The organism is Thermostichus sp. MS-CIW-40 (assembly GCF_054058315.1).
Window position 1 is genome coordinate 1 of record NZ_JBSSAC010000060.1, and the last position, 13,211, is coordinate 13,211.

The window sequence follows — 13,211 nt, forward strand, 5'->3', positions numbered from 1 at the left end:
CAACTCTTTGCCGCAAATCCAAAGAATGAGTCGGCATTCCTTTCTCTCCTTCCTCTTGAATACCTGTACCCTATTTTAAATTAAAAGGCTGTATCTCCGGCAATGCGGTGAGGGCGCTCATGTTTGGACAAGGGAGACATGATCTCTAACGTGCCGTTGTAATAGGCAATGCGAGTGTGGCGGTCTTCCCCTAACTCTTCCAAGATGCTCTCAAAGTCTTGCCAAGTCAGCGAATGGATAACCACTTGGCTTCCTCCATACAGGGAAATAGACTGGATTGGAATGGCTACGCTCATTATTCCCCTCCGCTAACGTCATGGTAAATGGCTGTAGCCCAGAAGCTGAATTCTTGTGCCAAGGCAAGTCCCAGTCCTGTTAAGCCCAGGTACTCTTCAACTCCCAACCCCATGAGACGATCCAGGCCGTTGGATTTGGCAATTTCGTTTTGACCGGAGATCTTTTCTAGGCAATCGAAAAACTCCTTGACCACCTCTTTTTTGCCCTCTTGGCTAAGGGCGTCTTCTTCGGCCTTGAGGCGCAGCAGGCCCCAAGTAGAAAGATAGGTGTAGAGCTCCACAGCCTGGTTTTTTTGCTCTTTTAGCCTTTCTGGATCCCTGGTTTGCGCTCTGAGCTGGCACAGGGATTCGTAAACGGGCTTGGCCAATGTACGCGGGTCAAAGCTATTCATAAAACCTCCCTCCTAGGTTGAGATCTAATCCAAAGACAGCTCCACAAAGCCTCGGCCCAAGCTTTCCTGGCCGCCAATCTGCATAATCTGGTTAGATTGCAGCAGCTTTTGAAACTCTTCTGCTGTCTGTCGAGAACTGCCATTTGCTTGGGCTGTAACCCCCCAGGTAAAGTACATCAAGCTGTCAGGAGGAATGGCCTCTTCATAGCGGAAGCCTCCTTCCACAACCTTGTGCTCGCTAAGCTTGACTTTCACCTGCCGCCACAGGCTCATTTGAATGAGGGTGGCACAGTGCTGATCTGGTAAAACAATCACGCGACTGATATTAGGATCTTTGGTGTAGCTCTTCCATTCCGACCATTGTTTGAGACCCTCCTTGAGAATGGCATCTTTGAGGTAAATGGGGCGGTTAGTGCCCAAGCTCGTACTATAGGGATCCGGCACTGACAGATTCTGGCCTGTTAGCCGCAGCCAGCGCTTGAGCAGAAGCGGGCAGCTTATCCACACCACCCCGTGGCTGAGGGAGGGCACCGGGATCCAAAGCAAGGAGCCATCTCCAATCCAAATGGATCCTTGGGTAAGCTGATCCCCTTCCCCAATTTCGTTGCCAAAGAGCTCAAATTTTTTGTCTTTATCGGCCACGCTGGCCCGCAACCTGCCCCGGATGGTGCTGGAAGGGATGTAGGGCAAATGGGTGTGGGATTCGCGGGCAATGCCCAAGAGGTTGCCTTCTTGGGTGGTGCCGCCAGTGTGCAGAGGGGTCAACAAGGTGAGATAGACTACGTGAAAAGCCATAGGAAAACACTCCTTCATCAACTCTGAAACAGAACTTCAAACACCTGCGCTCAGTCGGCCCAACGGAGCCAAAGCAATTCGCTGTAGCCCAAAAGCCGCCAGCGATAGAAGACGTTGAGCCGGCCATCTTCTAGCTCGGGCTCTTCTTGGTTGAGGGGGGCCGGCTGCTCCAGGTAGTAGATACTGCCAGGGGGCGCGGCAAAAACTTGGGGGGCGGGCAGGCTCATCTGCCGCTGCTCTGGGGGGCGATCCACCCGCAGGCGTCCACTGATGGCAACGGGCTTGCCGGTGGCCACGCTCACCAGGGGGCCGGTGAGGGAGTGAGCAGGATGGGGAGTGGCCAATCGCCATTCCCACGGCCAGGCGCGGCAGAGGGAACGCCCGTCCACCTTTTTGATGAACACACCTGGGGTCACCAAGTAGGCCAAAGCGCGTCCGGCTTGGCAAAAGGCGGCCTGAGAAAGGGCCTGCAACTGCTGCCACTGCTCCTGCAGCTTCGGACAGGGGGCCAGCAAAGCGCAGTGGCCTTCTCCCCCCAGCCGCAGCACTGCTTCCTGAGTAAGGGGTAGGGGATCCCAGGCTTCGCCATCTGGATCCCAGCACTCGATGGAAAGGGCCAAACTCCAGCCCGGCTGAAGACGGATACAGGTCTCCACAAAGTAGCCATCGGCTTCTCGCACTTGCCGCTTGCTCACCTGCAGGGTGTTGTGGGGCCGCACTTCATACTTCAGCGGTGGCTTGACGGCCTGGCTGAGATCCCAGCCTTTGCCTTCCAGCGCCTTTTGCACCACCTCGAAGGGCAGGTAGCCTCCTGTTTTTTTCTTCTTGCTGCTCTGGCTGCGTTCGGGTTCCTCCTCTGCTGGCCTCAAGGAAACCAACGGGGCTGGCCGGGTGGGATCCCAGTGGCAATGGAAGTAGGGATCCGTCTTGTCCAACCAAGGAACGGGAACAAGGGGGGATCCGTCTTCCAGATGCAGAGGGGCGGGGAAATAGAGCCTTTCGTCGTGGCAGAGAAAGGGGCCCCGCAGCCGCAGCGTCATCGGCTGGCCCAGGTAGGCTTGAACAGCCCCGGCCAAGGTGTGGCCACTGGGGGGAAAGCTGCTATTGGCCCAGGCCCGCTCTCCCGGCGCAAAGGGCTTGGCATCCCGAAACATCCACACATCCAGGGGTGATAGGGTAAACCAACTCATCGGCCGTTCCTCCCCAAAGCAACGGTGCGGTTGCGCAGCACAAAAGCCGCCAGCTTGAACCAGTTTTTGATCTCCAGATCCCACGCCTGCGGCTGGGCGGGCAGGCTGTGCTGCCAAAAATGCTGGATAAACTCCACAAGCTTGTTCTGGAAGTGCTCTTTCTGCTCCGATTCCTGTTTGAAGAGATCCCGGCGGCTGCAGAACAACCGGGCCCACTCGCGCACTGCCTCTAGGCTCGGAGCTGGGTGTTGCTCCCAAAGCTGGGCCGCTTGTTCAAACAAAGAGCTTTGATCCTGCTGCTGGCCCATGAGCTTCCAGTCAAAATCAAGGAGATCCTTCCACTTGTCGAACGTGTCGAATTTGCAGGTGCTCACCAGTTGGTTGCCATTGGCAAACAGCACCCGCACCTGCACGCTGTCTTTGGGGCAGCCATGGGCATAGAGGTGGCCCTTGGCTTCTTCTTCCGCCTGCCAAAGGTTTTCCAGGGCAATGGCCAGAGGCACCGAGTGATGGGCAATCACCACGCCAAAGCTGATGGTGGCTGCGGATCCTAGGGTAAAGAGGGGGCGCCGGCTCAAACCTTCGGGAGGCCGCCCTTTTTTCCACTGCCAGTAGTCCCCCAGGTTCTCAAACTCCCGCCAGTCATCCTCTCCCCCCCGGAAACACTGGCGAATATCCCACAGCCAGCCATCCCACTCCCAGAGGTTGGTGTAGGCCAAAACGTCGTCCCCGCCGGCGTAGATGAGCTTGCCTGCATAGCGTTGCTCTGTTAGGTAGGGCACCAACTGGCCGGAAAAATCCAGCAGGGCGCGGCTTAGGGCGCTGTGGGTGGCAGGCCCCATGCGCTTGCGGCTGTTTTTGACAAACTTCTGAAAAGCGTCTTTGACTTGCTCCAGCTCCTCCTTGTCCTTGCCAAAGACCTCGCCAATGGCTTCCGTTTGCCCGTTGGCCAGCCGCTGTAGGGGTTGAGGCAGATAGTCGTAGTAGGATTTCATCTTCTCGCCCCTGAGCCATTTGCCCATGTCGTCCCCATCCCCGGCAGCCAGCACGTACCAACTGGCGGGGTTAACGCTGGGGTAGTAGCGGCCTAGAAGCGTCTCGATGTCCTGCCGGTAGCTTCTTTGCGTTTCCTCGTCCAGCTCCAGGTCTTCCACCAGCCAACCAGCATTGAGCAGACGGGGATGGTAGCGCAGGTTCTGCCGGTCGGCCCACGGGATCCCCCATTTGCCCCGCATTTCCCGCAGCACCCCTCTGACCTCCGGGTAGCGGGCCTCCACTGCCTGACAGGCCTGCTCGAAGTGCTCTCGTTCCCGTCGCCCTTGGGTTTTGAGGTAGCCGGCTACGCCAGCGGTGAGATCCGGGTAGGAAGCGGCAATCTGGTCTTCATCCAGCTCAGGGAAGAGCTCCGGCAGCACTTTGTACAAGCCCCGCTTGAGGGTTTCGGTGGCATTGAGCTGCTCGCGGCCATCGAAGAGCCCGGCCTGCCGTTGCCAAAGCCGCCGACTCTCCCCTTCTGTTATCCACCCCTCCCGCGGCGAGGGATGCACCACCGGCCCCAAGCCCGAAACGGTGCTGCGCGGCCCAAACGCAACGGGGAGCTGCCAATCGCGGGCCTGCTTACAAGCGGCTTGTAGCCGCCGACTTTGCTCCACTGCGGCTGCCCACCAAGATCCCACGTTGAGTCCGGCCTTGTATTGGCGGCGCTGTTGTCTTTGGGGATCCCAAAAGCTAGCCCGCAGAAACTCCAGCTCCTCATCCCCGAAGAGCTTTTGCTTGGCCTCTAGGTGATGGGTGCGGTTTTGGGCGCTGACCCAGGGATCCGCATCAATGGAAACCTGAGGGGGCCTAAGGATGCCGGTATCCTTGAGGGCATGAGCCGGGGATCCCAGGGGCACGGCTGCCCAGTAGTGCTGCCACTGATGCTCCAGCCATCCCTGCCAGGTGGGGTCCTCTGGGTGCAACTGCCTCAGCCAGCGGCGATCCCCCTGCAGGTAATCCAGCACCTTCTGGGCCAACTGCTTCCATTCTTCCTTGAGGGTCTGCTGCGCCATCTGCATGGCCGCCTCCACCCGCTCTTCTGGCAGCAGCAGCAGGAGCACATTGGGAAAGCCGGCGGTGAGCAGGGCGTTAGGCGAAGGCTGAGGGATCCATTCTTCAAATTCGGGGTACTTCTCCCGCAGCCAGTAGTCGATTAATGGCTGGCCATAGAGGCTGGGGTAGAGCAGACAGTCGGGACCGTATTTTTCAGCTAGTCGCCAACTTATGCGAGCAGAAAGGTAGTGCAGCAGCCAGGATCCGGCCCAAAAGTCCCGCATCTTGCGGCTGGCTTTGATCAACTCTTGGATGGGGTTGAAGGTAAAGCTCACCAAAAAGGGTCGCGTGGGCTCCTCGTAGCCGGCCAAGCATCCGGCCAAGGCTGCGGTGACGCTGGCGTGGCTCCACAGGGATCCGTCTGGCAGCCGGGTTTCTGCCGGCAATAGCAGCAAGCTCTCATCCCCAAACTCCTGACAAATGGCCTGGGGAAAGCACCGCCAAAACAACCAAAACACTTTTTGGGGATCCTCCTCTTGCCAAACCCAATCGGGGATGGCGCTCTCCTCCCGTTCCATCAGGTAGTCTGCACGGGAGCCGGCATCCTTGAGGGCTTGGTGTTGGTCATCGGCCAATTGCCAAAAGTGCTTGCGCCCGGAGAGCAAGTGGCTCATTTCTAGTCCAAGACCCAAGTTGCGATCCTCAACTTGATAGTTGATGGCTATGGGCAAATGGCCAATGGCCGCGCGGTCGCTGGCCGAGGCGATGAGATCCGCATCTCCCACACTTTTCAAGAGGGATCCCTCGGCTTTGGGAGAAGACCATCCCTGCATCGCTGCCAATTGGGCCCACGGCCCTTCCTTGGAGCGGCCAGTCCTGTCATGCAGAGCTTTGAGGGCGGGATCGTGCAATAGACCCCAAATCTTGGCTTGCCAGTAGTGAGACATAGGGTTTTCACACAGCAGTCAGGAATAGAAAGAACAGGGGAACGGTGCAACAACTTTGAAGAAACAGTAGGCAGAAATTCGCCAAGTATCCGACGCAACGGCTACAGAAGCTACAAAGTAAAATCCATCAATCCTTAAGTATCCGTAGAGTTTCTTCAGTATTTCTCTAGGTCGGTAAAGATTGGTGAAGATTAATGCTGCGAACTTCTACCGCCTTTGTTTTGACCCATCTTGAGAAATGGGAACTTGGAGGCGGGATCCCCGTCCAGACATCAGCCTCTCCGGTTACCGACGCCTTCAGCCTACAGAGTCCTGGAAATACCCCCTTCCAATTCCCCAGAAGACTCCGGCTGGGTCAATTCGGGAAAAAGAGCCTCCAACCTGGGCAGCAGATCCCGCAAAACGAAGTTTTCCAGAGCTTCCCCGTCCAAACGATTGGGATTCATTTGCACATGGGCCGTGTCGTTGCGGTATTCGCTGAGGCGAGACCAGAGATCGGCAAGCTGTTTGGTGTCGGAAACGTGGGCAGCAATGGCCAGAGACATCTGGGGCTGCTCTCCTCGTGGGATCAGGGATCCCAACTGCTGTTCGATCTCCTGCCGCTGTTCCCGCTCGCGGTAGTTTTGGATCCCCTCGCACAGGCAGAGGGCAGAGATCACCCACTCCCGAGCCAGTAGAAGAGCTTGGGCGGTGAGGCGCTTTTCCACGTACCACCGCAGCAGTTGAAAGTGTTTTTGAATTTCGGCCCTGGGATCCGAAGCCTTGTCTGGGGGCAGGGCCAGCTGGCTGTAGCTATCCTGAATGCTTTGCAGCAGCAGACCAAAAGGCTTGGCAAATTGGCCCACCTCTTGCTCCAGATCCGCAGTGGAGTGCCTTTGCAAATTGGGCAAGTCCTCTTCTAGGAGACTGACAGGTCTTACCAGTTCAAGAGAGCGGGAAACATTGCGGATGGCTCGGCCAAAGCTTTGCAGGCGAGTAGGTCTGGGATCCCTTTTGCCGAGCTTTGGTTGGCGGTAAAAGTCCCGTTGAACTGTATCCAAAAGTTGGCCCAACTCCAAGGCCGAGCCAGTGCTAATGAATTTGTCGGTAGCTGTCAGCCAATCCAAAAGACGAAGGGCGGGGGTGAGATCGATGATGGGTGTTTCCTGCTGGTCTTTGAGATAGAGACCGTAGTACAGCCCCTGAATATTTACATTCTTGGCCTTGCGCAAAAGGGCGGCTCCCAAGAGCACCAGTACGGGGATGGAGCGAAAGGCGTGGGTGATATCGAAAACCAGCCGCGTATGGGGCTCGATGCTATCGACCAGCACATCGAAGATCTCCCAGGTCTCTGCCTCGGTTTTCCCTTCAGGAATGGCCTTGGCAATTTTCTCCACGTGGGGGGGTAGGCAGTCCTGTAGATGCTTCCAATGGGTGTCATGTGCTTCTTGGGTTAGCAGCACAATCACCCTCTCGATGTCAAAGAGCTGACAGAGGGCTTTGGCAACATAACGGGTTCTATCGGCTTTCCGCTCCCCAAAAACATACACCGTCTCGCTGTAGGGGCTGGTGCCTAGAGTGGTCAAAAGGGTATTAGCCATAGGGATCCTCTCGATGACGGCTTTCAAGCATTGAAGCACGGGCATCTTCAAGCTACTGCAGCTTGGAAGCCCCCCCTTCTCAAGTTGCCTGGAGAGGGTTCTGGGTTGAATGTTGCCCTATCCTCTCCCGAAAAGTGGCATCCTCTGCTCAGCCGGTGCCAGAAAGATGGGGATCTCTACCCCCAAAATTGAGTGGAGCCATCTTGCCGCTGGATTTGGATCCCTGCTCGACAACTGTTTCAAAACGGTGAAGGTGGGGGATGTCAGAGCTAGCCTAGACAGAGATTCGGCCATCCTAAACAACGGGGATCCTGTGATGCTATCGACTCCAGAGTTGTCCATTTCAGGTCAAAAGCTAACTCCCGAACAGTTTCTGGCCTTGCCGGAGGGAGATATTACCTATGAGATGGTCGATGGAAAGGCCGTCCCCAAACAGGGACCCATGTCGCCAAAGCGCTTCCATGCTCGTCTCCAACCGGTGTTGTGGCAAATTTTGGAGGACTGGTGCTCTAGCCCTGAGTGTCCTAAGCCTGGGTCAGCACATACTGAGTGGGCAGTTGTTTTAACACGAAAGGCAGAGCCCTGGATCCCAGTTCCTGATGTTACTTACATCTCTAACGAGCGGTTGCCGGTTGAGGCCATGACCGATGAACCTTGTTTTGCCATTCCCGAGTTGGTGATCGAGATCCTTTCTCCTGGCCAGAGTTTTGGAGCCATAGCCCAGAAGGCAACCGATTATCTGGAGGCTGGGATCCCCAGGGTTTGGGTTGTGGATCCCCAAGCCAAGAGCATCACCGTCTTCTATCCCGATGCCCCGCCGCGCACCTTTACGGGATCTCAAGCCATTCAAGATGATTTCCTGCCGGGTCTAAAGGTGATCCCTCAAGATGTATTCGCTCAAGCCCGGATCCCTTAGGAGGTACCTAGCGAGCCCACGATAATCAGAGTTAGTTCCAGAAAGAGAGCATCCGGCAGAGGTGGCCACCCATCTAGGTCTGGAGCTGATTGGCTCAGGAATGCCGAAGGGATCCCGAAGCGATATTCCCTGCTATGGGCTAATGGCGAGACGGAAAAGCTTCTCATCGGCCAGTTGAAGAACTTCCTGCCCTGCAGCCGCCAGTTGTTCCGGGGGCAAGTTCCGGTATTTGTCAATAAACTCAGGCAAAACTTGAAACTCCACCCGCTTGCCGGTCTCTCGGTGGATGACCACGCTGCGCATTTTTTCAAGAGATTCGACCTCCACCAGCTTCAAGTTCAACTTGCCCAAACTGGCCCCTGTTGCAGCATGCAAGCCATCCACAATGCACACGAACGGGATCTCTGCCGGCGACTCGTGAATGACCTCCACCAGAAAACGGTTCCTAGAAGTGTGGGGAGTTGGACTCATCAAGCCCAGCTCCTGCAGAGCGCGCATCCCCATGCGATAGCCGACCACGGCCCAAGGCCCAGCTCCGCCATGAATTTCCGTTACTCGCTGAACGGCTGTCGCTGTCGAGTCCGTTGCAGAACTGGTGACCGGATGAGCTGTCGCCGGCGCTCCCAGAGTTAGCTGAAGTGCAATCAGCAAAAGAGAAAGCTGCTGTGGCTTGGCAACAAGTGACAACTTCATAGGCAGTGCAGTAGAGAGGGCTGAAAAGTGGAGATGGGTTAGCCTATCCTAGGCCCCACTTTTGAGCCTGTCTATGCGGGGGTAGGGGATCCAGCCCTCTTCTGGGAACTCTTCCGAAAATCACCTCCTGGCTGAAGAGGGCTAAGACCAGTGGTATTGTCAGAGGTAAGCCCCTGGGCGTTGAGCACAGGCCCCTGCAGGAGTAAGGGTAGTACTAGAGCATGCCTCTAACCCCCAAAACCCTGAACTTCGCTGAATTTACTGAGCTTTAGGCGGTTTGGCAAAAGTCATTGAGAGGGATATAGTAGACCAAGTTTCCCCCTGATCCTTGAGTCCACCGCAACGGTTGCCGGGAAGTGAAGGGGGAAAGCGCTCGGGGGGTATTCCTCAGGGCTTTGCGGGATACCGCCTTCCTGCTTAGACTCCGTCCCGCTAACGCGAACAGAGATAGGCAGGATGCGATCGCTTCTTTCCTGAACCATGTTCAGGAGAGTTCAGCGTGAATGTATCAGTACTGTGATTTTCCTCTGATTGCCGTAAGGCGTCTTGCTTTCCCTCTGCAGGTTTTGCATCCGAACTCGAGGCAGAGATGGGATCAGATGACTTGGCCGTCGGATGTTATTCTCCCCTTGAGTTTACCGGCCCGCTCTTCGGCCTCCTCCATAACCCTGTCCAGCTGCTCCAGCACCTCGCCCGGATGCTTTTCCAGCACCCGCAGGGAGAGGGCCATCCGTCCCTTGGCCTCATCCACATCGATGACAACAGCTTTGATGCGTTGGCCTGGTTTGAACAAATCCGGTAGCGAGGCTACAAAACTTTGGCTGACCTGCTTGATGTGCAACAGCCCGGTTACCCCTTCTTCCAAGTCCACAAACACACCGAAGGGTTTTAGTCCGCTGACTTTGCCTTCCACCACTTGGCCACTGGTGTAGCGACTCAGGTTCTCGGACTTTACAGCCGCCCTTTGGGAGAGCACCAGCTTGTTGGCTTCTGGGTTCACCTCGATAAAGCTTGCTGTCAAGGATTGCCCCACCAACTCCTCCAGACTTTCCCGTTGGCTGAGGTGGGAGCGGGGAATGAAGCCGCGCAGCCCCTGCACATCCACCACCACCCCCCCTTTGTTGGTGGCGATCACCGGAACGGTTACCGTCTGGCCGTTGGCTTGCTTCTGGGCCAGCTCTTCCCAAAGCCGCTTCAGCCTCAGCCGCCGCGCCGAGAGCACAATTTGTCCTTCTGCATCTTCCCGCAGGATGAGAAACTCGGCTTCTGTCTTTAAAGGAAAGAGCGCACTCAAATCTTCCCCTGGGCGGATCCCTGCTTCCTTGAGGGGCAAAAAGGCCGGGGATTTGCCGCCAATATCCACCAGAGCGCCATCGTTCTGATGTTGGAAGATGCGGCCTTGCACCACCTGCCCCGGTTGAAAGCTGAGGTTTTGCTTGTCTAAAGCCTGGGCAAAATCTTCCGCGGAAAACGTATCGGCAGCCTGAGAGCGAGAAGAGCGAACGGTCATGGAAAGGGCTCAATTCGAAAAGCAATGTGTTTCAGGATAACCCAAAACTTGCCAGGGATCCCAGCTCCAGCCTCTGGCCTAGATGTAGTACATGAGCCGAGCTTGTTGCTGTTGTGCCTGCCGGTCGCAGAGGTCTTGTAGGGTGGTCTTCTGGAGAATGGCTACCGCCGCAGCTTGGGCATCTTGCCAGGCCTTCAGGAGCACTTCCCGCTCTGGGGTGAGATCGCCCGAGGGCAAGTCGCGGGAGCGGCTGAGATCTTCCCCCTCGATGGCCTGGATAACATCCAGCAGCGAGATCTGCCAGGGTGCTCGGGCCAGGAAGTAGCCTCCCTTGGATCCCCGTTGGCTGCGCACCAACCCCTGTCTGCGCAAGGTGGCCAGCAATTGCTCCAAGTAGCGGTCGGGTATGGACTGATGAGCCGCAATTTCTTTAATCTGCAGCACCTGGCCATCGCTGTAGTGCTGGGCCAATTCCAGAAGGGCCAGGAGAGCATATTCACTTTTGCAAGACAGTTCCAAGATATCCATCCTTGTGGAGGGCTTAGGTCTATGATACTCCGGTTTTTCACTGGGGTTTAGCGGGATCCCGCCCTGAGCTGGCAATGGGATCCAGCCTGTAAGGTGGAATAGGCCCCTTTGGGAATGGTTTATGGCGAGTGTCAGCACCCGGTCTGGTTCAGCACGGATCCCAGCGGAGCGATTACAAACCTTGCACCAACAGATTGGCAAGCTGATTGCCAATATCGAATCCGTGTTTCAGGGCAAATCGCAGGTGGTGCAGGCGGTGGTCACGGCCTTGGTTGCGGAAGGTCATGTTTTGCTTGAAGATGTGCCCGGTGTAGGCAAGACCACTTTGGCGCGGGCCATCGCCCACAGTTTGGGAGCCAAGTTTCAGCGGATTCAATTTACCAGCGACCTATTGCCGACAGATATCCTTGGCCTCACCCTTTTCAACAAAGAAAAAGGGGATTTTGAATTTCGTCCCGGCCCCATTTTTGCCCACGTGGTCTTGGCGGATGAAATCAATCGCACCTCGCCCCGCACCCAAAGTGCTCTGCTGGAGGCAATGGCGGAAAAGCAGGTTTCGCTGGACGATCGCACCTACCCGCTGCCCAGCCCATTTATGGTGTTGGCCACCCAAAATCCTTTGGAGTACCACGGCACCTATCCCCTCCCAGAAAGCCAGTTGGATCGGTTTTTGGTGCGGCTGTCGATTGGCTACCCCAGCCCTGAGATAGAGCGAGCCTTGCTGTTGCAACGGCAACAGGCCGAGCCGGTGGATGCTCTGCAGCCGGTTCTCTCCCTGATGGAGTTGCGAGAGATTCAGTCGGCGGTGGATCAGGTGTATTTGGATGGATCCCTGGCGGACTATCTTCTGCAGGTGGTGCAGGCCACTCGCGTGTCCAAGCTGTTGCGGGCAGGGGTATCCACCCGTGGGGCGCTAGCCCTAGCACGGGCAGCACGGGCCCAGGCGCTGGTGAAAGGGCGCAGCTTTTGTTTGCCAGAAGATCTGCAAGCACTGTTCGTGCCGGTACTGACCCATCGGGTTTCTCTGGCCGGGTCGGGAGAGATGGCCGGCAACCGACGGCAAGAGGCAGAGGCGGTGATTCGGGATATTGTCTCCACAATTGAGCCGCCTGTTTGAGGGATCCGTAGCAGCAATGGCTAACTAAAAAACGAGTCGGGAAAACGAGTCGGGTCGGATACGGGGATCCACCCACATCAGGAGCAAATCGGCCAACAAATTGCCCAGAATGAGCATCACGGCCCCCAGCAAAAGCCCCGCCATCACCACATTGATGTCGAAACTTTGAACAGCCTCCAAGAGCAGCTTGCCCAGCCCCGGCCAATTGAAGAAAAACTCGGCAATAAAAGAGCCGCTGAGCAGATTGGCAAACTCAAAGCCCAAGATCGTGATCAAGGGGTTGACGGCGTTGCGCAGCGCGTGCAACCAGATCACCCGCCACTCCGGGATCCCACGGGCCCGCGCCGCCTGGATGTATTCCTGCCGCAGCACATCCAAGAAATTGCCGCGCGTAATCCGCTGCAGCCCGGCAAAGCTGGTGATGCTCAGGGCCAGCGTGGGCAGGAGCAGGTGGCGGCCCAGATCCAGCAACTTTTCCCCCAAACTAAGCTCGGCAAAATAAACACTGGTCATCCCCCCTACCGGCAGCCAGCTCACGTTTTGGGCCACAATTAGCAGCAAAATGGCCAGCACGAAGCTGGGCATGGCCTGGCCCAGGTAGCTGAGCAACTGCAACGCCCGATCCAGGGGGGTGTTCTGCCGCAGCGCCCCCAGGATCCCTAGGGGAATGGCGACCAGCCAAGTCAGCACCACAGAGGACACCGCCAACAGCAAGGTAGCGCCGGCGCGGGAGAGGATGAGCTGTGCTACCGGCACGCGATAGGTGTAGCTCACCCCGAAATCCCCTTGCAGCAGGTTGCCCAGCCAGGTCAAGTACTGCCAAACCAAGGGCTTATCCAACCCCAGCCGCGCTTCCTCTTGGGCAATAAACTCCTGGCTGAAACTGGGATCCGCCCGCAAGGGATCCAAAAAATCTCCGGGGGCCAGTTGCAAGAGCAAAAAGCTGAGCACCGTGATCAACAGCAGCACCGGTACGGCTTGGGTGATCCGCTGCAAAACTAAGGCCAGGGGAGGCCAAAGGTCAAAAGCGCGGGAACGGGAAGGCGGAGAGGAGGTTACAGCCACAGATGCAGATGGATACCTTAAGTGGTGCGCTCTTTGAGTTGGATTCTTGTCGAACTATGGTAAACTACCCGGCTCCGACCGCTAAGCGGTACGGAGCGGGCTTTCAGTAGCCCTGAGCCTGCTCTGCTCTACCAGAGAACAAAACAAGCCC

The 13,211-nt window shown here is 56.8% G+C and carries 11 protein-coding genes and 1 pseudogene; 2 read left to right on the forward strand and 10 right to left on the reverse strand.

Features of this window, described 5'->3' with window-relative positions; genetic code table 11:
* Positions 1 to 92 precede the first annotated feature (92 nt).
* From ACVWXF_RS13130 to csx2, 6 genes and pseudogenes are all read right to left on the reverse strand, one after another.
* A pseudogene (locus tag ACVWXF_RS13130) lies at positions 93 to 296 on the reverse strand (Uma2 family endonuclease); the annotation flags it as partial.
* Positions 296 to 688, reverse strand: coding sequence for a hypothetical protein (locus tag ACVWXF_RS13135; protein WP_457407161.1), 393 nt, complete (start codon positions 686 to 688; stop codon positions 296 to 298). The pseudogene ACVWXF_RS13130 and the gene ACVWXF_RS13135, both read right to left, overlap by 1 nt.
* A gap of 24 nt (positions 689 to 712) precedes the next feature.
* On the reverse strand, positions 713 to 1,483 hold the full coding sequence (gene cmr4, locus ACVWXF_RS13140; protein WP_457474613.1) for a type III-B CRISPR module RAMP protein Cmr4: 771 nt from the start codon (positions 1,481 to 1,483) through the stop codon (positions 713 to 715).
* 50 nt (positions 1,484 to 1,533) lie between these two features.
* On the reverse strand, positions 1,534 to 2,673 hold the full coding sequence (locus ACVWXF_RS13145) for a type III-B CRISPR module-associated protein Cmr3 (RefSeq protein WP_457474614.1): 1,140 nt from the start codon (positions 2,671 to 2,673) through the stop codon (positions 1,534 to 1,536).
* Complete coding sequence (gene cas10, locus ACVWXF_RS13150) at positions 2,670 to 5,651, reverse strand: type III-B CRISPR-associated protein Cas10/Cmr2 (RefSeq protein ID WP_457474615.1); 2,982 nt, start codon at positions 5,649 to 5,651, stop codon at positions 2,670 to 2,672. The genes ACVWXF_RS13145 and cas10 overlap by 4 nt, the downstream gene beginning before the upstream one ends.
* A 302-nt stretch (positions 5,652 to 5,953) precedes the next feature.
* Complete coding sequence (gene csx2, locus ACVWXF_RS13155; protein ID WP_457474616.1) at positions 5,954 to 7,231, reverse strand: TIGR02221 family CRISPR-associated protein; 1,278 nt, start codon at positions 7,229 to 7,231, stop codon at positions 5,954 to 5,956.
* A gap of 316 nt (positions 7,232 to 7,547) precedes the next feature.
* On the opposite strand from csx2, the gene ACVWXF_RS13160 reads away from it, so the two are divergent.
* Positions 7,548 to 8,147 carry a Uma2 family endonuclease gene (locus tag ACVWXF_RS13160; RefSeq protein WP_457474617.1) on the forward strand — a complete coding sequence of 200 codons (600 nt, stop codon included), beginning with the start codon at positions 7,548 to 7,550 and terminating at the stop codon, positions 8,145 to 8,147.
* 132 nt (positions 8,148 to 8,279) lie between these two features.
* Here ACVWXF_RS13160 and ACVWXF_RS13165 read toward each other — a convergent pair whose 3' ends face one another.
* The 3 genes from ACVWXF_RS13165 to ACVWXF_RS13175 form a co-directional block, all read right to left on the reverse strand.
* Entirely contained in the window at positions 8,280 to 8,798 is a 519-nt protein-coding gene (locus ACVWXF_RS13165) for a formylmethanofuran dehydrogenase subunit E family protein (protein ID WP_414328897.1), read from the reverse strand.
* A 637-nt stretch (positions 8,799 to 9,435) separates the two neighbouring features.
* The gene (locus tag ACVWXF_RS13170; protein WP_414351627.1) at positions 9,436 to 10,350 is read right to left on the reverse strand and encodes a S1 RNA-binding domain-containing protein; all 915 of its coding nucleotides are present in this window, start codon (positions 10,348 to 10,350) and stop codon (positions 9,436 to 9,438) included.
* Between the two features lie 78 nt (positions 10,351 to 10,428).
* Positions 10,429 to 10,869, reverse strand: coding sequence for an RrF2 family transcriptional regulator (locus ACVWXF_RS13175; protein ID WP_011432485.1), 441 nt, complete (start codon positions 10,867 to 10,869; stop codon positions 10,429 to 10,431).
* A gap of 130 nt (positions 10,870 to 10,999) precedes the next feature.
* Here ACVWXF_RS13175 and ACVWXF_RS13180 point away from each other — a divergent pair, with 130 nt between their 5' ends.
* Positions 11,000 to 11,995 (forward strand): AAA family ATPase, encoded by a 996-nt coding sequence (locus ACVWXF_RS13180; RefSeq protein WP_457474618.1) that lies wholly within the window; start codon positions 11,000 to 11,002, stop codon positions 11,993 to 11,995.
* Positions 11,996 to 12,019: 24 nt separating this feature from the next.
* Here ACVWXF_RS13180 and ACVWXF_RS13185 read toward each other — a convergent pair whose 3' ends face one another.
* The gene (locus ACVWXF_RS13185) at positions 12,020 to 13,060 is read right to left on the reverse strand and encodes an ABC transporter permease (RefSeq protein WP_457474619.1); all 1,041 of its coding nucleotides are present in this window, start codon (positions 13,058 to 13,060) and stop codon (positions 12,020 to 12,022) included.
* Between the last annotated feature and the right edge of the window lie 151 nt (positions 13,061 to 13,211).